The organism is Neisseria basseii (genome assembly GCF_962707005.1).
In the GTDB taxonomy this organism is placed as follows: domain Bacteria; phylum Pseudomonadota; class Gammaproteobacteria; order Burkholderiales; family Neisseriaceae; genus Neisseria; species Neisseria bergeri.
The window spans coordinates 63,856-84,904 of sequence record NZ_CAUIXH010000007.1 but is presented as its reverse complement, the minus strand read 5'-3'; the positions used below and the strand labels follow the sequence as shown (position 1 = coordinate 84,904).

Genomic DNA, 21,049 nt, shown 5'->3' with positions numbered 1-21,049 from the left:
ACTATATCCATTTCTCGGGTGCAACCGCCCTGCCGCCGTTGAAGCGGATAAAGCCGACGATGATGCGGTAGAAATACCAGACGTTCGTTGCAATAATAATCAGCACGCCGATACCCAAAAGGGCAGTCAGCGCGCCCAAAAGATAAAGCCAAAATGTGCGCCAAAAGGTTTTAATCAGGTATTCGGTATGTGCGGCATAGACAATGCTGTCCAAACTGTTCCGTTTCATATAGGCGAGAATCACGCCGACTATGGGCATATAGGCGAAAATCACGCCGTCTATGGGCATGAACTGCATGATTGCACCCAAACCGAACAGGATGTAGGCGGCGAGGACATAGTTGCGCCCGCTTCCGCCGCCGGACGGTTCGTAAGCATGGCGCGAACGTGAGGCCTGCCGTTCAAACTCCTGTCTGAACGCCTGTTCGCGGCGCATCTGTTCGCGGTAAAACTGCTCCCTGCGCGCCTGTTCGCGGCGGAATGCCTCTTCCTGCCGCCCGCGTTCCTCATGCCGTCTGAAGGACGCGTCGTATTGCATCCGTTTCGACAGGTCGGAAAGCGTATCGTAAGCCCGTTGGATTTCTTTGAACTTTTCTTCCGCCTGCGGATTGCCCGGGTTGCGGTCGGGATGGTATTTCATCGCCAGCTTGCGGTAGGCGCGTTTGATTTCGTCCGCCCCCGCCTGCGGCGACACGCCCAATACGGCATACAAATCTTTGTCCATATTGCTCCTTATATAGTGGATTAACAAAAATCAGGACAAGGCGACGAAGCCGCAGACAGTACAAATAGTACGGAACCGATTCACTTGGTGCTTCAGCACCTTAGAGAATCGTTCTTTTTGAGCTAAGTCGAGGCAACGCTGTACTGGTTTTTGTTAATCCACTATACTTCCCGGTCAAACCGCTGCCTGTATTGTTTTCGGGTTCAAAATATTTAAATCTCCGGGACGGATGCCGATAATGAACCCGCGTTTTCCGCCGTTGATATAGATGGTTTCCAAATCCATTACCGACTGTTCGACGTAAATATCCAATTTTGTCCGGATGCCGAACGGCGTTGTGCCGCCGACCAAATAGCCCGTCCACTTGTTTGCCTGTGCGGGCGCGGCAGGTTCGATGTGTTTCGCACCCAAATGCCGCGCCAGATTGCGCGTGGAAATCTGTTTGTCGCCATGCATCAAGACAATCAGCCCCTTCCTATTTTCGTCTTGTAAAACAATGGTTTTGATGACCAAGTGTTCGTCTTTGCCGAACAGTCGCGCAAACTGCGCCGTGCCGCCGTGCTCCTCGTAAAGATAAACAAAAGGTTCAAATTCGATGCCGTTTTCACGCAAAACGCGCACGGCAGGTGTTATCGGATAAGTGTGTTTACTCATTTTTCGTCATGCAAAACATGGAAATCGGTCAAACGCAATGTTACCATATATCCCCTTTGTGAAAGGACGACGTGATGGATATCCGATATTTCGGCACTACGCCCCGCTATTCCGAAGCGGTTTGCGCGGGCGGTTTGATTTTCCTCTCCGGCATGGTTCCCGAAAACGGTGAAACGGCTGCCGAACAGACTGCCGACGTGCTTGCCCAAACCGACCGCTGGCTGGCGGAATGCGGCTCGGACAAGGCGCACGTTTTGGATGCGGTCATCTATCTGCGCGATATGGGCGACTATGCCGCGATGAACGAAGTTTGGGACGCTTGGGTTGCCGCCGGCAGAACGCCCGCCCGCGCCTGCGTGGAAGCGCGGCTCGCCCGTCCGGAGTGGCGCGTCGAAATCAAAATAACCGCCGTGAAGAAAGACGCGGCAACCGCATAAACAGATTTCCTTTATATTTCAGAGTAGGCAAATGATGAAAACCTTACTGCCCTTTTTCGGCGTGGCGCGCGTCAGCGGCGAAGACCGCCAAACCTTCCTGCACGGACAGCTTTCCAACGACATCAATAATCTTCAGTCCGGGCAGGCGTGTTACGCGACTTACAACACGCCCAAAGGCCGCGTCATCGCCAATATGATTGTCGTCAACCGAGGCGGCGATTTGCTGCTGATTATGGCGCAAGACCTGCTTGAAGCAACGGTCAAACGCCTGCGGATGTTTGTGTTGCGTGCCAAAGCCGTTTTTGAAATCCTTGAAGATTACGCCGTCGGCGCGGAACTGGAAGCATCCGCCGAACCGATTGCCGCGCAAGAACCCAGTCTCGCCTTTACCGCCGAATGCGTTTCAGACGGCATCTGCACCGTCGTCCTGCCCCATCGGGGCATTTTGCACATCGCCCCCGAAACCGCCCTGCCCCCTTATGATGCCGCTGCCGAAAGCGCGTGGCGGCTGCACGAAATCCTCAGCGGTTATCCGTGGATATGCGCGGCTACCAAAGAAACTGCCGTTGCCCAAATGCTCAACCAGCACATCATCGGCGGCGTACACTTCAAAAAAGGCTGCTATCCGGGACAGGAAATCATTGCCCGTGCCCAGTATCGCGGTCAGGTCAAACGCGGCTTGGCGGTATTGTCGGGAAATTCGGCAGCCGAAGCGGGCATCCTGCTGACGGCGGATGGCGAAGAAGCCGGCATCGTACTCGACAGCGTTCAAGATTCGGAAAACTTTACAGCCCTTGCCGTGATTAAATTCTCCGCCGCACAAAAAGAACTGACCGTCCCAAACGGCGGTATCTTCAAAGCGGTCCGCACTTTCTTTAAAACCGAAAGTGCGGAATAAGCCGCCGATGCCGTCTGAAGCCCTTCAGACGGCATTGCCGCCCCGCCAATCGGTTACAATGCCGCCTTTCCAATTTTCAAACCCAAACCGCCATGTCCAAAAAAACCAAACAAGAACTCGAAAACAACAAACTCAGCAAACGCCTGCGCCACGCCGTCGGCGACGCGATTAACGACTTCAACATGATCGAGCCGGGCGACAAAATCATGGTCTGCCTCTCCGGCGGCAAAGACAGCTACGCCCTGTTAGACATCCTGCGCCGGCTCCAAGCCAGCGCGCCGATTGATTTCGAACTGGTTGCCGTCAATCTCGACCAAAAGCAGCCGGGCTTCCCCGAAGAAGTATTGCCGACCTATCTCGAAAGCATAGGCGTGCCGTACAAAATCGTCGAAGAAGACACCTACTCTACCGTCAAACGCGTATTAGACGAAGGTAAAACGACTTGTTCGCTGTGCAGCCGCCTGCGCCGCGGCATCCTCTACCGCACCGCAAAAGAATTGGGCTGCACCAAAATCGCCTTGGGACACCACCGCGACGACATCCTCGCTACCATGTTCCTGAATATGTTTTACGGCGGCAAACTCAAAGCCATGCCGCCCAAGCTGGTGAGCGACAACGGCGAACACATCGTCATCCGCCCGCTGGCGTATGTGAAAGAAAAAGACTTGATCAAATACGCCGAATTGAAGCAATTCCCCATCATCCCGTGCAACCTCTGCGGCTCACAGCCCAACCTGCAACGCCAAGTCATCGGCGATATGCTGCGCGATTGGGACAAACGCTTCCCCGGCCGTATCGAATCGATGTTCTCCGCCCTGCAAAACGTCGTCCCATCCCACCTTGCCGATACCGAACTCTTTGACTTTGTTGGATTGGAACGCGGTCAAAGCCTGAAACACGGCGGCGATTTGGCTTTTGACAGCGAAAAAATGCCCGAACGTTTTTCAGATGGCAGCGAAGAAGACGAAAGCGAAATCAAAATCGAGCCGCAAAAAGCCGAACGCAAAGTCATCAACATTCTAGCGAACAAGCCGAAAACCTGCGGCGCGTAAACCTCCGCCGTCAAAAATGCCGTCTGAAGCCCGTTTGGCGTTTCAGACGGCATTTTAAAATCCCGAAGCCGGCAGCCCGCGCCCCGGACATCTGTTCTTTAACGTCCGTTTTCAGAATGCCCGCCTGCGGGCATATTTTGCCCGATCAGTTCGGCTATCCTCTCGCCGTCAAACTGCGTTTTGAACACCACCTTGATTTCTTTGGAAATCTCGGCAAACAGCTTTTCGGCATGTTTGATTTTCCGCTCTTCGCTTTTTCGCAAATCTTCCGCCCCGTCAGTCCCTTTGGCTTCAATCACAAAGTTCAGAATCTCGCCGCTTTTGGTTTTCACGATATAGGCAAAATCGGGCGAATACGTGCCGCCGCCGGCAACAGGGATTTTGATGGAGTTTCTCGGTATTTTAGTGAATACGGTTACGCCTTCAATTTGGTTGTTGGCGACATTTTCATGTTCGATAACTGAATCGTAGAAAATCTCGCCGAAGAGATAGCCGGCGGCAGGCCGGTGCTCCGTATCTTCAAATCTGCCCAAATCTGCTTTTTTCACCGCGCGCGGTTTGCCGTCTTTATCGGTAAATTTGGTCGGATGGATTTTGCTGCCGACAAGCCGGTAATCCAGTTCGAATTTATGGAAGGAATGATGAAGCAAAAACCGGTTGAAGCCGTTTTTGATTTGGGCGATGGTCTGCATATTCAAAAAATCGCCAATGTCCAGTTCGTTGCGGACGCGGTAAAACGCCTGATGCAAAGTCTGCATGCGGATTTTTGCCGTTTGTGCCAGCTTTTCCAAAAACTCGCGGTAATTCATTGTGTTGAAACGGATAAAATCTCCATCTTCAAAACTGTCTATGCGGCGGGAAAGCATAAGCCCGTTGTTGATATAAGCTTCGTTTACCGCCGTGCGTATGCCTGCCTGCGGGAATTTGGCGGCGTTTTCACGCAAATAGGCGGTAAATAAATCGGCAAATTCGGCTTCATCCTTGATTTTATACTGCAAAACGGCTTTATGGTGAATCAGCTCCCACAAGGCTTTGAGTTCTTCATATTTGCCTTCGCGCATGATGATGGTGTCTTTGCCTTCGTCTTTGGCGTTGCTGACTTTGCCTTTGTCCAAACCTTTGGGGAAGGCTTCGGGATAGGCGGCTTTTAATTTGTCATAGCCGTCTTCGGTAAAGTTTTCATTGTCGTCAATGATGCCGTCTGAAAACAGTTTGTTTACCAATACCAGCGGTTTGATATCGAGGTATTTTTGCAGTATTTTTTGTTTCAGCTCCTCGGTAAACTTTTTGGAGATTTCTTCCTGAAAAGAATTGTCGTTGATTTCGCCGACAAGCTGATTCACAAAGTCTTTTTCGCTGCTATCGACAAAATAATTCAGCTTGTACGGCACATCGCGCACCCGCGCCATCAGCTCGTTTACCGGCAGGCGCAGGCCGCGTCCGACTTCTTGCAGCTTGGAAGTCGTGCTACCGCTGGAACGCAGTTTGCAAATCTGGAAAACGTTGGGATTGTCCCAGCCTTCGCGCAGCGTCCATTTGGAAAAAATAAAGCGGCGCGGGTTGTCCAAAGACAGCAGTTTTTCCTTATCGTGCAGGATTTCATTGATTTCCTGCTCGATTTTATCGTCGCTGTCTGTATTGTCTTTGGAAAAATAACCGCCGTGGCAGGCGGATACATCGTCCAACGTCTTTTGCAGGTAATCGCGGTAAAACGGGTCGCTTTCCGTTTCCAGGCGGCGTGCCGCTTCCGCGCGAATCCAGCTTTCAAATTTATCTTTCAGGCTGCCTGAAAGCTCGTTGCCGCTGCGGTAGCCCGCAATATCGTCAATAAAAAACAGCGTCAGCGGCTTGATTTTGGGCTGTGGTGCGCGTTCTGCCAAAAGCGCGCGTTCCAGCTTGAAATGTTCGGCAACCGCCCGCTGCATCATCGCGTCCTGCACCGTTTGCGAATAGGAATAAGGGTTGATGACGGCACCCGTTTTCAACTCCAAGCCGTTGCTTAACACCACCGCGGTTTTATTCATTTTGTCGATTTTCAAATCCGAAATGGCCGGATGGATTTTCGCCAAATCTTCGCCTTTTGCCAGTTTGAACGTCTGCTTTTTGTCTTTTTCGTTTAATTCAAATTTCGCTTCTTTGCCGTCCGACGACACCAGTTTTACCGCTGCATCCATACCCCCCTGCATTTCTTCCTGAAACACGCGCACGCCTTTGACCAGCCCGTCGTTAAACGCGCCTACTGCCGTCAAACGGTAAAGCAGGTTGTAATATTCGTCGTTAAACGTTGCACCGTAGCGCAAAATATATTGCGGTTTTAAGCGTTTGATATTGCCCCACGTTTTCGCGCTCTCCCGGGTCGGGAATTTATGCGGTTCGTCCACAATCACAAACGGGTGCACGGCGGCCAATGCATCAACGGGATTGTCAAACAAATCCTTCAATGCCTTGTCGCCCGCATCGGTCATGGACGGCGAATTAACCATGCCTGCGTTAATCAGCAGCACATGGATTTCCTTTTTGTTTTCCGCTTTGACAAACTGCTCAATCGTGATGGGCGCATTGGACTTTTTGCCCTTATTCTTTTTCGCGCTTTCCACCACATAGGTTTTCAGGCGCACGCCTTCATAATCGCCGCCGAAATCCTGTTCAAAATGCTCCGCCAAAGCCTTGCTTTGCAAAAACTGCTGCGTTCCCGCCTTAATGGACAAAGTCGGCACGACCACGATAAATTTGAACACGCCCAGCCAACGGTGCAGCTCGAACATGGTTTGTGTGTAGGTATAGGTTTTGCCCGTGCCCGTTTCCATGGAAATATCAAGGATATTTTGGTCGTCCGAACGGTCTGGAAATCGGCCGCCTATGCCGTTTTGGGTTTGCACTTTCAGGATATTGTCTGCGTATTGTTTTGCAGCAAACAAAAGTTCGGGATTTTCGTCTGCCGTCCGATATTTGGGCGTTGCCCCGTCAAACACGCCCAAAACCGCTGAAACCGCCCGCATTTGGTGCGGCTGGTTTTTCTCGTAATTAAAACCGCTCATGAATTGCCTCCGTCAAACCCTGATAACCACATTCAACTCAATCTCTTTTTTATTGGTATAACCGCGTACCGCCTGGTCAAGTTCGTGCTGCATTGCGCTTGCCATATTGCTGCCGAACACAATCACGCGGTTGGGATTGAAATCCGCATCGTCGTCCAGCTTGCGGATAAACTCCAACAAATCGGCGGAAGTAAAACCGGCATTCATCAGATACAGCCGTTTTTCGCACAGATACGCCGTGTAATCCCCTAACCGCACAGGCTCAACCGGCGTGGTCAGTGCCGCCCCGTCATACAGCGTCCAGGTGGTCAGAAGCGTTTGCAGCTGTTCTTCGCTTAATTCGTCGTTAAACGGCAAATCCGGTTGTTCGGGCGAAAAATCCTTGTCCGGATGCTGCCTGAAATTGTCTGCCGTTTGAAAGATTTTGAAGCCTAAATCGCCCGTGTAATCGGGATGCTCGGCGCGGATTTTGGCGGCGGCTTTTTCTATGCGGGCTTTGGTGATGTCGAAGATGGTCGGGTAGCCTGCTTTTTTTGCTTCCGCTTTGGGTTCTTCATTAATTTGGACCAAAATAAAATTTCTGTTTCCTTTATCCAAATTAAATTTCATTACAGCATGAGCGGTTGAACCACTACCAGCAAAGAAGTCTAAAATAATATCGCCATTATCTTTTGCAGTTGCTAGTTTTATAATTCGTTCTAATAAAGCGATACCTTTCGGGTCATTAAAAATTCCTTTACCAAGCATTTCTGCTAATTCTTCGTTATTTCCATGAGAGTGTCCAACATCTTCATAACTCCAAAATGTTCCGCAAGTAACGCCATCTCTTACTTCATTTAAATAAGTTTTTTTATCAATTCCACCATTTTTATTGAAATATAAGGCACCTTCATTATAAAGCTCTTGTAGCCTAGCTTTTGAATATCGTGGATAACGACCAGTTGGGGCAGTCCAAGTAATTCCATTAGGAAATGTAATTGTATAAATGCTATTGTTACTACCACTTCTTGCGTGAAGTGGTGTTGCTTTCCAAGCACCTTTAGGGTCGTTATCTCTGTTTTTATAATCTTTATTTTGCTTATCTGTTCTATCTAACAAATTTAAAGAAAATATATTTCTATTTTTTGCATAACATAAAATATGTTCATGCTGATATGAGACATCTGTATCATTTGAAACTGTATATTTGTTGTTCCAGATAAAAGAAGCAACAAAATTCCCTTCCCCAAACACTTCATCACACAACAACTTCAACTGCGCCGCTTCGTTATCGTCAATCGAGATAAAAATCACGCCATCTTCGCGCAACAGTTCGCGGGCGACATACAGGCGCGGATACATAAAGGTCAGCCACGCGCTGTGCGAGTTTGAGCCTTTGTCGGTGAAATCTAAAATCCGCGCGGCTTCGTCTTCGTCAATATTGGCCAGACGGGCAAGTTCGGCGGGTGTGAATTTGCGGTCGTCCTGATAGACAAAGCCGTCCGAACCCGTGTTGTACGGTGGGTCGATGTAAATCATCTTCACGCTGTTTGCGTAGGCGTTTTTTAAGTGTTTCAACACTTCCAGATTGTCGCCGCGAATCAGCAGGTTTTGACTGTTTGCGTTTTCGGGCTTGGCGTTGTGCGTCTTGTCTTCACTTATCAGGGTTTCGGGCGGCAGGTTGCGAAGCAGGCGGGCATAGGATTTTCCCAGCCAGTTCATTGCATAAAATTCGCGGCTGATGTCGGTCTGCGGCGCGATTTCGGCTTGGAATTTGTCTATCAGGAAATGCCCGTCTGCGTCAAAACAGGCGGGAAAGAGTTTTTTGAGCTGTTCGAGTTGGGTAGAGTTGGCGGTAATGCCATCTGAAGTGTAGATTGCCTCGGTGTTCGCCCCGTCTGTGTCGATTAGATCAGGGCTTGGCTTGGCTTGGCTTGGCTTGGCTTGGCTTGGCTTGGCTTGGCTTGGCTTGGCTTGGCTTGGCTTGGCTTGGCTTGGCAGCATTTTAAAATCCTCGGTTTGAATTTGTCAATATATAACTGTATGTTTTAAAATATTTTTTCACTTCAGACGGCGTTTTTTTGGGAAACGGGTGCGCCGTCTGAACGTCTGCCGCGTGTTATTACCCGACGACGACGCGGCGGTTTTGACGCGGGCGATTTTGGAAACGGTTAAAGCCTTCAGACGGCATTTTCATTTCATATGCCGTCTGAAGGCGCGTGAACGCTATTCCAATGCGTCTTTAAGTTTTTGTTCGATTAAATCCGCGTCAAACGATTTGGCAATCAATTCAAAACGCGAATCGCGCCGCCAAGACACTTGGTTGGCGCCCCATTGTCCGTCCACCCAGTTGAGCCACACCCAAGTGCCGAGCACTTGGAACACGCCTTTGGCACGGACGAGTCCTTCGGTCATCTTGGGCAAATCATTGAAGAAGTTGGTCAATTTTTCGCCATCGAAATCGCGTCCGGCGGGGAATGTGAAACCTTGCGACTGGAAGCCCATGGTGTTGTCCGGCAGGGCTTTGAGGCGGTAGCGTGATTTTTCGATGACGGGAATATCGAGCCATTGGATGTCGAGTTGCGCGTTTCGGACTTCGACCACTTTGGCTTTTGGCGGGAACAGTTTTGCCGCTTTGCCGTGAAATTCGGCAAGCTGTTCGGGGGTGCATAAATCGGTTTTACTGGCGACCAATACGTCGCAGATGCCGATTTGGTCTTTATACAACGCCTGTTGCGCGTAATCGGGGTTGATGAACTGGCGCGGATCGACGACGGTAAAGACGGCGCCGATTTCCAAAAGGCTGTCCAGCGGTTTGGCTTTGAGTTCGTCGATGACGCTGGCTGCGTGCGCCAGTCCGCTTGCCTCAATCATCAGGCGGTCGGGCTTGGCATCGCGCAGCATTTTCTGCACGGTTACGCCCATTTGCGGGCCGGCGGTGCAACACAAACAGCCGCCGGCGATTTCTGCCACGGGGATGCCGTTGTCGCTCAATACAGCACCGTCAATGCCGATTTCGCCAAACTCGTTGACAATGATGACCCATTTTTCGTTGGGGTCTTTTTGTTCCATCAGACTTTTGAGCGCGGTGGTTTTGCCTGTTCCCAGAAAACCTGAAATCAGGTGGACTTTGGTTTTTTTCATTTCTGACATTTTTTACAGATTCCGGTTAAAACAACGTGTTCTTCTTTCAGCGCGAAGCCGCTTTCGGCAACGCCGGCGCGCAATGCCGCCCACTCGTGGCTGAGGGTTTGCTCGTCCGCCGTGCCGCATTCGGTGCAGACCAAAATAAACGCACTGTGGTGCGCTTCGGCTTCTTCGTGGTCGTGGCAATGGTCGTTGCACTCGTGCTGCGCGTGGCTGCACAAAATATAGCCGTTGACCGCCGCCACTTTGTGCAAAACGCCCTGCTCCGCCCAAAAATCAAGGGAGCGGTAGGCGGTAGGCGGCGCAACCGCGCCCTCGCTTTGCTGCTGCATCTGCGACAAGACGTTGTAGGCTTTAATCACGCCGCTTTGCTGCAAAACGATATCGAGTACCTGCTCGCGCAAAGCGGTTACCTGCAAGCCCTCTCTGCGTGCCTGTTCGATAATTTTCTGTTTGAAATTTGTTTTCATAAATTCCCTGTTTATGCCGTCTGAACAACCGATACGGCAGGAGGCGGTTTTATAGTGGATTAACAAAAATCAGGACAAGGCGACGAAGCCGCAGACAGTACAAATAGTACGAAACCGATTCACTTGGTGCTTCAGCACCTTAGAGAATCGTTCTCTTTGAGCTAAGGCGAGGCAACGCCGTATTGGTTTTTGTTAATCCACTATATATTTGTGTTTGTATTCAATTGCTTTATTTGGAAATCTTTTCCAACAATGCCCGACAGCCCGCATCCGCAAGCCTGTATGTTTCTTCAAAATCACCCGTGTACCACGGATCGGGGACATGGTCGTAACCGCTTTCGGGTATCAGGTCGGTCAGCTTGAATATTTTTTCCGGCTGCCTGCCGAAGGTTTTTTCCAATTCGGACAAATTCTTGCCATCCATTGCGATGATGTAGTCAAACGCCGCCGCATCGCTTTGGCGGATTTTGCGGCTGGTAAAGCCTGAAGCATCGATACCGTGTTTTTTCAATATCTTTGCCGTTTCACGGTGCATATCCTCGCCGTCGTGCCAGCCCGATGTCCCCGCGCTGTCCGCTTCAAGGAGAATCCCTGCTTCGGCGGCGCGGCGGCGCAAAATGTATTCCGCCATCGGCGAACGGCAGATGTTGCCAAGGCAGACAAAAAGGATTTTCGGTTTTTTCATATCCGCACCCTGTTCCAACGCGATGCCGTCTGAAGCGGAAACCCTTTCAGACGGCATCGGCAGGTCAATCGTATTGTGTACTGAAAAACGGATTGTGCCCTTCCCGTTTCAACGCTTCCGCATAGCTCGGGATGTTTTCCTGTTCACCCAAGGGATTGTGCAGCAGGTAAACATGTTCTACACGGCATTCTGCCATTAAATCCAAAAAATTTTGCTGAACAACGGCGATGTTGTCGGTAAAGGAAAGCTGCCACGAAAACACCTGCGGCACGACTTCAAACGCGCCGTCGGTCGCATTAAATCCGAATAGAATCTGTCCGCCCGCCTTTGCCGCAGCGACCACGCCGACGCGCGGACTCTGCATACGGACGGCGCGTATCGCGTTTGCCGCAAAAACATCCATCGCCATACGTTGGCGCGTGTGGCTGCCGTCTGAAAGCGCGCGTACCGGAGAATCCGGGGAAAGCGGGTTGGCAAACAGCGTAACGCCTTCCGATGCAAGATTTTCCTGCCATACCTGCATTAAGGGCAGGCCTGCCTGAAGAAGGTTCTGACCCAATGCCGTCTGAACCTTACCGCTGCCGAAACCCAGCGCGTAAACGACGTGGACGGACTGTCCTTCGGGCAACAGCAAAGGGCGCGGGGCGAAACGGCGTAAGTGTTGCGCCGCCGCTTCGGTATTTTGTTTGGCACGCCACCACTCATCCGGCGCGACCGCACTTAAATCGGAAGAATGCACAAGATAAGGCAGCCATTGTGTCTCTTGCGTCAACGCGCGCAGGTGCGGATAGTTTTGCAGGCAGGCAAACAATGCCTCCGTCGGCAGCTTCATCTCGATTGCCCGTTCTTTCTTGCAGCCTGACACCAGCACGACCGGCAGGGCGAACCACTGCACTTCGCCTTCTTTCTCGCAATCGAGTACCGCGTTCACACTGGAAAGCAGCGCGGCATAAGTTCCAGCATCGGGCGACATCGTCAACGCGAGGGAAAGGTTGATATAGTGGTTTTGCTCAAGCATCCCCCTGATTTCGGTTTGAAGTTGGCCGGACGAGAGTTTGCGCGAAGCCTGGGAAGAATTATGCGCCAACTGGTAGGCATTGAGCAGCAGGTGGTTCTTAATCGGATTTTGGGGATACGGGCGCGTATCGGGCAAGGTAAATGTCTGGTTCATATGTGTCGTGTACCGTTTTTCGCAGTGTGTGTCTTTCCTGTCTGAAAATATATCGGACGGATTGCCGCCGGGCCTTGCCCGTCAACCCGCCGAAACGAGAAAATGCCTGTCTGCCAAGTCTGCCAATATTTCTTCCACATACACTTCGGCAGGCGGATGGAATGTCAAACCGTCGGGCGTGGTGCTGACGATGTTCAAGTTTTCAGCAACCGCATCTATCACCGCCTGTTTGCTCGTCGGCCGCGATAATTGCCGCATAATGTACAAATGCCCGTATCCGAATGAGGGCGTGCTTTCGTTGTAACGGTTGGCAGGCTGGACAAACGCTTCCGCGCCGTGTTCCACAAAGGCGGCGACATAATCTGTAAAACGCGCCGGCACATAGGTTTTATGGTCTTCAAAAAATTGTTTGCCCGCATTGTCTGATGAAACAGAAAAACGCCCGAGAATGGTTTGCAATAAAAGCTGGGAATTGATTTTCATGCGGTCAAATTCCAGACCGGGAAATCGGCGGGCGAGATTTTCCGCAACATCTTCCGTTTTAAACGCCTCTCCGGTTTTCATCACATCGCGTATACCCGAAAGCAGGGTATCGTTTTCATCAAAGTTGATTGTTTCCCCTCTTGCCGGGCGGAAATTCAAACTTTCTATCACTTCGACAGTAACCGACTCATCACGCCTGATAGTATCCCCGACTTCCTCACGGCATAAAAGCGAACGGCGGAATTGGCGGTCGGATAAAATATCGCTGTAAAATTCTTTGGCAATATAATCGCCCCCTGCCAATGCCAGAATCCGCTCCCGCGTATGCTCCGCCATCCAAGAAACAAAAGACACATGCAAATCGGTATCCCCGATATACGCCAGCCGGTGGCGGTTTGCCCATTCAATGAAACCGTTGACGTAAATCGGGTCGTTGAATATTTCCATATATTCGTGTGCGACATAATAAGTATTGTGATTCAATATTTTTTGAATCGCCGGAAGTTTGCCGCCGCCGCCCAAGCCCTTGTCGTTTTCCAAAATTTCCGCCAGTGCCTTGAGCGCGTCCAAGCCTTTCCGCGTTCGCGCTTCCAAGGGTTCTTCAAGCGCATCCCTGCCCGCAAACCGCATAATTTCGCGCATCTGCTCCTGTCGTTTCCAACCTGGGTAAACATTGTATGAAATATAGGCAATGCCGTGTTCGGTCAGGTTGTTCCGGCAAATCGAAAAGATTTTGTCTTTAACTGCATCAGGAACCCACGACCAAATGCCGTGGACGATGATATAGTCGAACTTCCCGAATGATTCATCAACGGTCAAAATATCTTTTTCTTCCAGGCGCACATTTTTCAAGCCCATTTTTTCAATGATGGCATTCCCCTGTGCAACCTGCCTGCCGGACAAGTCGATACCGATAAATTCCGCATCCGGGTAATAAAGTGCCTGCGTGATGATATTGCCGCCCATCGAACAGCCCAGCTCCAAGACCTTGGCATTTACCGCTGCGGCAGGCTTCAGGCCCATCATGCGGGCGCGTGCCTCCAAGGCGTTGATAGCGGTTTGGGAAAATGCTTTGGATTCATACATCAAATCATCATATGAATTTTTGATGTCCGATATTTCCGAAGGTTCCGCCATATGGGAGGCAGGACTGCCGACAACCGCCTGCCGCGCTTTCTTCGACATGACGGGGCGCGCGGAAGCGGCTTTTTTCTTTTTGTTCGACATATTCTGTTCACTCTAAAGATAATATGCCCGCAAGTTTAACCAATTCGCCTGCCTACTTCAACCGCACGGAAATTATCGGTACTTCCGAACAGGTATGCCGTCTGAAGGTATGCGCATACGTCCTGACACATCCCTCCGCCGTCTTGCCGAAATCAGGGATAAAGGCTCAACACTATGGTATATTGACCATTTTATGCCAGTATCCCGACCGCCATGGATTTTGCCGTACCTGCCGTTTTAATCATCGACCTGGAAATTAACCCCAAAACCGATACCGTCTTCAAAATCGGCGCATACCGGCCCGACCTTGACCTCGGCTTCGAACGAAGCTTCAGCCATGAAGAAGGTTTCAGGAAGGCATTGGCGGAAATGCTACCCCTTGCGGAAGGTGCGGAATGGCTGATGGGGCACAACTTCCTCGAACACGACCTGCCGTATTTGAAAAAAGCCGCGCCCGGCCGGGCATGGCTTTCATTGCCCGTTATCGATACGCTGAAGCTGTCGCCGCTCGCCTTTCCGCAAAACCCGTACCACCGTCTGATTAAAAACTACAAAATCATCTCTTCCGAACTCAACTCCCCGTTGGCAGACTGCCGCGCCTGTTGGCAGCTTTTTCAGGATCAGTGCACCGCATTCGGCAAAATCAAAACCGAAAGACCCGATGAATTTACCCTATGGGCGGCATTGTCCGATATGCGTCTGCCGTATCGTTCTTCAGACGGCATCTCCTTCGCCGAACGTACCGAACACCCGGACACCAACCGATTGATACGCATTATTTGGATGATGATGCAGGACAACGAAGGGAAAGGGCGTTTGAAAGTCTGCCGCACGCGTTTTTTGGAGTTGATGAAAACCGACATCCGCAATCGCGAAATCTATCCTTCGCTTGCCTATGCCCTGTCATGGCTGAACGTCTCCGGCGGCAACTCCGTGCTTGCCCCGTGGGTGCGGAGCCGTTTTCCCGAAACGGCGCGGCTGATTGCCGAATTGCGCGATCGCGACTGTGGCGACAGCAACTGCAAATACTGCGCCGACATGCTCAATCCCGAAGCCCAGTTGCAGCGTTATTTCAAACTATCCGAATTCCGCCATTTCAAAGGTTTCGAAGGCGGGCAGCGCGCCATTGTACAGTCGGGGATGAAAGGTCTGCACACGCTGGCAGTCCTGCCCACGGGCGGTGGAAAATCCCTGTGTTATCAAGTTCCCGCACTCAACCGCTATTACCGTAACGGCGGGCTGACCGTCGTCATTTCGCCCCTGCAGTCGCTGATGAAAGACCAGCTGGACGGAATGCTCAGAAAAAACATTACCTGCGCCGCCATGCTCAACGGCCTGGTCGAAGTGGTCGAACGCGCCGAAATATTGGACAAAACCGCATTGGGCGACATCGGCATCCTGCTGGTCGCCCCCGAACAATTCCGCAACGACAGTTTTATTTCCGCCATTTCCCAACGTCAAATCAACGGCTGGGTATTCGATGAGGCACACTGCCTGTCCAAATGGGGGCACGATTTCCGACCAGATTACCTGTATGCGGTCAAATTCATCGCCGAACACGGCAGGAAAAACGGCGGCACCGCACCGGTAAGCTGCTTTACCGCCACCGCCAAACCCGATGTACTTGCCGACATTACCGATAATTTCCGCGAGCAGGCCGGCATAGAATTTAGGCAATTTATCGGCGACAACGCGCGCGACAACCTGTCTTACGAAGTTTTCGAAGCTTCAGACGGCATCAAAAAACAAAAAATCGACGAACTGCTCCACCGCGAACTCGATCATCAAAGGGGCGGCGCAGTCGTTTTCGTCGGCAGGCGCAAAAGTGCAGAAGGCTATAACGAATACCTCCAAAAACAAGGCTGGGCGTGCGAATACTTCCACGCAGGTCTGGAAACCAATGCCAAGGCAGACATACAGAACCGCTTTATCGAGGGCGGCTTGCGCGTCATCGTCGCCACCAACGCCTTCGGCATGGGCGTGGACAAACCTGATGTACGGCTGGTCATTCATGCCGAAATCACCGGTTCGCTGGAAAACTACCTTCAAGAAGCCGGACGCGCCGGACGGGACCGCGCAGAGGCAAAATGCATCCTGCTTTATGAAAAAAGCGATGTGGATACCCAATTCGGCATCAGCAAAATGTCGCAAATAGAATTGCGCGACCTCAAAACGGTATGGCGCAAAATCGGCATGCTCAACGCGGCTGCACACGGCAGGGACGGTTGCGGCGAAGTCGTCGCCACCGGCGGCGAGATTCTGAAAGACAGCGAAGAATATATGAGCTTCGACAGGGACGACCGCCAGTCGGATACCAAAATCAAAACCGCCATTTCCTGGCTGGAACGTGCCGAACTGCTCGACCGCAAAGAAAACCGCACCAGAATCTTCCCTTCACGCTCGGGCAAACTGACTCTGGAACAGGCTTCGGAGCTGATTCAAAAAGGCCGGTTCGCCCGACGGCTCAAAGAAATCTACCTGACCATTGCCGAAATCGTATTCAACGCACCGGATGACAAGCCGCTCAGTACCGACGACCTGATACAGGCGACCGCATGCAGCTTGGAAGAATTGCGCGGACACCTGCACAGCCTCGAAGAAATGGGCATATTGACCAACGATACGCGTATGACCGTCATCCTGCGTACCGACAACGTCAAACCGTCGTCGGGGCTTTTGGAAAAAATAAGCCGATGGGAAGAAAAACTCTGGCAGATATTGAAAACGGAAATTCCCGATGCCGACCAAGGAATATGGCAAAATCTCGCCGTCAATGCCGTCTGCTACGAAATGCACGATTCGGGACTGGAAAGTACGCCCGCCGAAATCAAGCAGCTCATCCTGTCTTTTGCGGACGACAAATCCGCACTCGAATCCAATAAAAACGGCAGCTTTGAAATCCGCGACTTCGGCAACGGCTGCCTGAAAGTCCGTTTCAAAAACAATGACAGCTGGGAAAATATTCAGGAAACCGCCCTTTTGCGCCGCAACATCTGCGCCCGCATCCTGTCCTTTCTCGTCGGCAAGACAGAGGGTGTCCGGCGGAAAGATGTCGTCGTGGAAACCGGAATCGGCGAAATGGTGCAGCAGCTTGCCGACGATATGCAATTGTCGGTACAGATTCCGGCAAACCGCCGCGAAACCCTGCTCAAGCAGGCGCTGCTGTTCATGCACAAACTGGGCATCATCAAACTGAACCACGGCATTACCATCCTGCGCCACGCGATGACCATCGTCCCCAACCGGAACGCGCTGGAATCCAAACGGCAATACCTCAAATCTGACTACCGCCCCTTGGAAACGTTTTACGGGGAAAAACGTTTCCAAATCCACGTCATGCGCGAATATGCGGAACGCGCGCTCAAAAACATCACCGAAGCCTTAAACCTGGTCGCCGACTATTTTAAAACGGATGAAAAATCATTTAAGGACAAATGGTTCTCAGGAAGGCTGAAAGAATTGGAAGAACCCGTCTCTCCGGATACCCTCCATACCGTCACGGACGGTCTGAACAGCGTGCAAAAAGCCGTTGTTACCGATCAGAGCGGCAGGAACCGCCTGGTACTTGCCGGACCCGGTTCCGGCAAAACGCGCATCATCGTCCACCGCGTCGCCTATCTTCTGCGCGTTCAGCACGTTCCGGCATCCTCCATCATCGTCCTGACCTTTACCCGGCTTGCCGCACTGGAAGTCAAACGCCGCCTGCACGGACTGGTCGGCAACCTTGCCCGGGCCGTTACCATCCTGACTTACGACGGTATGGCAATGCGGCTTTTAGGCGTACGTTTCGACAGCAAAGGCTTCGACAGCAAAAGCAGAGAACAGGAGGAACAGAAAACCAAAGAACAGTTTGAAAAATGGTGCGAAGAAGCCACCGCCATGCTTTCAGACGGCATAAGCGGCGGCGACGGGGACGAAGCGCGCGAGCGCATCATGTCGGGATTCCGCTATATCCTCGTAGACGAGTACCAAGACATCAGCGAACGGCATTACAGGCTGGTTTCCGCGCTGGCAGGCAGGAAACGCGACGATGAAGATAAGCTGACCATTCTTGCAGTCGGCGACGACGACCAAAATATCTTTGCCTACAACGGCAGCAGCAACGAATACATCCGCCGTTTTCAGGAAGAATACGGCGTGGATTCGCCCGATTTCCTGACTTTCAACTACCGCAGCACGCAAAACATCATCACCGCCGCCAACCGCGTGATAAGCGGAATGCCCGACCGCCTGAAAACCCTGCACCCTATCGCCGTCAATCCCGAAAGGCGGCAAGACCCCGACGGCGGCGGCTGGGCGAAAACCGATCCCGAACGCCAAGGCCGCGTCCGCGTCATCCGCCTGCACCCCGAGTTCAACCGGAGAAAACGCTTCAACATCCAATCCCAAGCCGTCATTGAGGAAATACAGCGTTTGCGGAATTTGGCGGACATCTCCTGGAACAGCATCGCCGTCCTTGCTCGCAACAACGCCTCACTCAACCCCATGCAGGCATGGTGCGAACAAAACGGCATCCCCTACTTCCTGAAAAACGAACAAAGCCTGCCTTTATGCAAAACACGCGAATTCGTCCGTCTGGTGCACGGCATCGAAACGGCGGTGGACGGTATGCTTTCTTCGGCGGATTTCTGTCGGCTGATAGAGAAAGAAATCAGGCACAGCGGCAAGAAATGGGAAAACTGGTTCGCACAGCTTAAAGCCGACTTCCTCAACGAATTCCCCATTGCCCGGCCGTCTGAAAACACTGCCGCACCGCAACATCCTGCGGCATTTCTGAAAAACTGGCTGTACGAATATGTCGGCAACGAAAAAATCAGCCGTTCAGACGGCATATTCTTGGGAACGGCGCATTCATCCAAAGGTTTGGAGTTCGACCACGTCTTTATCCTGGACGACGGCTGGGAAGAGCGCAGCGACGAAAACCGCCGCCTCTATTATGTCGCCATGACCCGTGCCAAAAAGACGCTGACGCTGATCTGCCACTCATCCCGCCATCCCTGGATAAACGCGCTGCCCGAAGACGTAGAGCGCATAGGCCGCACCTTTGCCGAACTGCCTGAATTGAATGTCGAATATAGGATGCTTTCCAACTATGGAGGAGCGTTGGATATCGGCTTCATCGCCCGAGAAAACGAAAATCCTTCATACGGGGAAATCGGCGAACGCATCGAAGCTGCCAAAATGTTGAAAACCGGCGACAGCCTGGACATCATTGAAGACGGCGGCGGCAATTACCTTTTCTGCGCCAACAATATACCGGTTGCCAAAACCGCCAAGAATTTTAAAGAAAAAATCCCCAAACATGCCCGTGCCGCCGTTGCCGCTGTCGGTGTCTTCTATTTGGAAGATGTCGGCAAAAAATATCTCGAACAATATCGGGAAGACATTCCGGTATGGGCAGTCGTCATCCCCGTACTGATGATTCCTCAGAAACCGTAAACCTTACATAAAAAATGCCGTCTGAAGGCACGGAGCGTGCTTCAGACGGCATCGGGGAGGCGCGAAGGCTTCAGACGGCATTTTTGCCGCTTTATTTCAACGCCGCATCATAACCGCCGTCTTCTACGGCTTCAATCAACGCCCCTGCATCAGTTTGAGCGGGGTCGTATCCGACGGTCGCGCTTTTGTTTTCAAGGCTGACTTCGACGCTTGCCACGCCTTTGACGCTTTCCAATATCCGGGTAACGCTTTTGACGCAGCCGCCGCAGCTCATACCGCCGATGTCGAGGATAAGGGTTTCCATGGTTTTTCCTTTCGTTGGTACTGCATTCTGACGGGCGTTATTGTAAGTCGGGGCGTGAACTTGGGCAAACGCGGAAACGGTGCGGCGGTTTGAAAAAATACGGATGCTTGCGCATAATGGCGGCAATTTCCATCAGGACAACAACAATGAACGCTTCGCAAAAACCCTGGTTGAGCATCATAGCCTTGGCAATCGGCGCATTTATTTTCAACACGACGGAATTTATCCCCATCGCGCTTTTGAGCGACATCGGACGAAGCTTCGGCATGGCGGCGACCGAAACGGGTGTGATGATTACGGTTTATGCGTGGATTGTCGCGCTGACTTCGCTGCCGCTGATGCTGCTGACGCGCCATATGGAACGGCGCGGCCTGCTGCTGGTACTGTTTACACTGTTTACCGTCAGCCACATCCTGTCGTTTGCCTCGTGGCGGTTTGAAATCCTGCTTGCCAGCCGCGTGGGGATTGCGCTGACCCATGCGGTATTCTGGTCCATTACGGCTTCGCTGGCAGTACGCATCGCCCCTGTCGGAAAAGGGAATCAGGCATTGGGGCTGCTCAGTACGGGGACGGTGATGGCGATGGTGGCGGGGATTCCGCTCGGGCGTATGGTCGGACAATATTTGGGCTGGCAGGCAAGTTTTCTGCTGATCGGCCTGTGTGCGGCGGCGGTGATGGCAGTGCTTGCCAAAAGCCTGCCGCGCCTGCCGAGCGTGAATGCCGGTTCTTTAAGCAGCCTGCCCCTGCTTTTGAAACGGAAAAAACTGATGCTGCTGTATGCGGTAACGGTGCTGGTGATTACGGCGCACTTTACCGCATACAGCTACATCGAGCCCTTCGTCATCCAAATCGGCGGCTTCTCCGCCCGGCAGGTTACGGTGGTTCTGAGCCTGTACGGTCTGGCGGGCTTTGCCGCGTCTTACCTGTTCGGCAAATGGTTTGCCAAACATCCGCGCGCATTTTTGGCGGGCGCGGTATCGCTTATCGCCCTGTCTTCGGGGCTTTTGCTGCCTTTGGCGCATTTGCCTGCCGCCATTTACGCGCTGGTGTTCGTATGGGGGACGGCGATTGTGGTCGTCAGTCTGGGGATGGTTTCCAAAGTTTTGGATTTCGCCTCCGATGCCGCAGACCTTGCCAACTCGATTTATTCGGGACTTTACAACGTCGGTATCGGCGGCGGCGCGCTGCTGGGACATTGGGTAACGCAATATGCCGGTATTTCCCGTATCGGCATCGCCGGTATGTTTGCGGCGGCGGTCGGGCTGTGGCTGTGCCTGAACTTGAACCGCCATATTCGAACCTGACCGCGCGATGCCGTCTGAAGCCCCTCCCGCCCTTCAG

The 21,049-nt window shown here is 52.1% G+C and carries 15 protein-coding genes; 5 read left to right on the top strand and 10 right to left on the bottom strand.

From position 1 onward, the window contains the following. Window position 1 precedes the first annotated feature (1 nt). A complete protein-coding gene (locus tag Q9I99_RS05575) occupies window positions 2–724 on the bottom strand; it encodes a DnaJ domain-containing protein (protein WP_301667130.1) in 723 nt (240 codons plus the stop codon). 174 nt (window positions 725–898) lie between these two features. Then, window positions 899–1,378: a Cys-tRNA(Pro) deacylase gene (gene ybaK, locus Q9I99_RS05570; RefSeq protein ID WP_301667131.1), complete on the bottom strand. Its 480-nt coding sequence runs from the start codon at window positions 1,376–1,378 to the stop codon at window positions 899–901. 74 nt (window positions 1,379–1,452) lie between these two features. On the opposite strand from ybaK, the gene Q9I99_RS05565 reads away from it, so the two are divergent. The 3 genes from Q9I99_RS05565 to ttcA all read left to right on the top strand — a co-directional run bounded on the left by Q9I99_RS05565 (window position 1,453) and on the right by ttcA (window position 3,765). Continuing rightward, window positions 1,453–1,815: a RidA family protein gene (locus Q9I99_RS05565; protein ID WP_301667132.1), complete on the top strand. Its 363-nt coding sequence runs from the start codon at window positions 1,453–1,455 to the stop codon at window positions 1,813–1,815. A gap of 34 nt (window positions 1,816–1,849) precedes the next feature. Next, window positions 1,850–2,713 (top strand): CAF17-like 4Fe-4S cluster assembly/insertion protein YgfZ, encoded by an 864-nt coding sequence (gene ygfZ, locus Q9I99_RS05560; protein WP_301667201.1) that lies wholly within the window; start codon window positions 1,850–1,852, stop codon window positions 2,711–2,713. A 92-nt stretch (window positions 2,714–2,805) separates the two neighbouring features. Beyond that, a complete protein-coding gene (gene ttcA, locus Q9I99_RS05555; RefSeq protein ID WP_115177862.1) occupies window positions 2,806–3,765 on the top strand; it encodes a tRNA 2-thiocytidine(32) synthetase TtcA in 960 nt (319 codons plus the stop codon). A gap of 98 nt (window positions 3,766–3,863) precedes the next feature. Here the strand turns inward: ttcA and Q9I99_RS05550 are convergent, their stop codons facing one another. The 7 genes from Q9I99_RS05550 to Q9I99_RS05520 all read right to left on the bottom strand — a co-directional run bounded on the left by Q9I99_RS05550 (window position 3,864) and on the right by Q9I99_RS05520 (window position 13,875). Continuing rightward, window positions 3,864–6,803 (bottom strand): type III restriction-modification system endonuclease, encoded by a 2,940-nt coding sequence (locus Q9I99_RS05550; RefSeq protein WP_301667134.1) that lies wholly within the window; start codon window positions 6,801–6,803, stop codon window positions 3,864–3,866. 12 nt (window positions 6,804–6,815) lie between these two features. Further along, window positions 6,816–8,786 carry a site-specific DNA-methyltransferase gene (locus Q9I99_RS05545; RefSeq protein WP_304666191.1) on the bottom strand — a complete coding sequence of 657 codons (1,971 nt, stop codon included), beginning with the start codon at window positions 8,784–8,786 and terminating at the stop codon, window positions 6,816–6,818. A gap of 222 nt (window positions 8,787–9,008) precedes the next feature. Next, window positions 9,009–9,935: a CobW family GTP-binding protein gene (locus Q9I99_RS05540; protein WP_301667136.1), complete on the bottom strand. Its 927-nt coding sequence runs from the start codon at window positions 9,933–9,935 to the stop codon at window positions 9,009–9,011. Next, window positions 9,923–10,399 (bottom strand): Fur family transcriptional regulator, encoded by a 477-nt coding sequence (locus Q9I99_RS05535; protein WP_301667137.1) that lies wholly within the window; start codon window positions 10,397–10,399, stop codon window positions 9,923–9,925. The genes Q9I99_RS05540 and Q9I99_RS05535 overlap by 13 nt, the downstream gene beginning before the upstream one ends. A gap of 229 nt (window positions 10,400–10,628) precedes the next feature. Beyond that, complete coding sequence (locus tag Q9I99_RS05530) at window positions 10,629–11,084, bottom strand: low molecular weight protein-tyrosine-phosphatase (RefSeq protein WP_444543419.1); 456 nt, start codon at window positions 11,082–11,084, stop codon at window positions 10,629–10,631. A gap of 64 nt (window positions 11,085–11,148) precedes the next feature. Then, entirely contained in the window at window positions 11,149–12,255 is a 1,107-nt protein-coding gene (locus tag Q9I99_RS05525; RefSeq protein ID WP_118779169.1) for a conjugal transfer protein, read from the bottom strand. Between the two features lie 81 nt (window positions 12,256–12,336). Next, window positions 12,337–13,875 carry a methyltransferase regulatory domain-containing protein gene (locus Q9I99_RS05520; protein ID WP_373325191.1) on the bottom strand — a complete coding sequence of 513 codons (1,539 nt, stop codon included), beginning with the start codon at window positions 13,873–13,875 and terminating at the stop codon, window positions 12,337–12,339. A gap of 303 nt (window positions 13,876–14,178) precedes the next feature. Between Q9I99_RS05520 and Q9I99_RS05515 the strand changes: the two genes are divergently transcribed. Continuing rightward, window positions 14,179–19,404 carry a RecQ family ATP-dependent DNA helicase gene (locus Q9I99_RS05515; protein ID WP_301667140.1) on the top strand — a complete coding sequence of 1,742 codons (5,226 nt, stop codon included), beginning with the start codon at window positions 14,179–14,181 and terminating at the stop codon, window positions 19,402–19,404. 91 nt (window positions 19,405–19,495) lie between these two features. Here Q9I99_RS05515 and Q9I99_RS05510 read toward each other — a convergent pair whose 3' ends face one another. Beyond that, window positions 19,496–19,708: a heavy-metal-associated domain-containing protein gene (locus Q9I99_RS05510; protein WP_002232550.1), complete on the bottom strand. Its 213-nt coding sequence runs from the start codon at window positions 19,706–19,708 to the stop codon at window positions 19,496–19,498. A 146-nt stretch (window positions 19,709–19,854) separates the two neighbouring features. Here Q9I99_RS05510 and Q9I99_RS05505 point away from each other — a divergent pair, with 146 nt between their 5' ends. Further along, window positions 19,855–21,012 carry a sugar transporter gene (locus Q9I99_RS05505; protein WP_301667141.1) on the top strand — a complete coding sequence of 386 codons (1,158 nt, stop codon included), beginning with the start codon at window positions 19,855–19,857 and terminating at the stop codon, window positions 21,010–21,012. Window positions 21,013–21,049 lie beyond the last annotated feature (37 nt).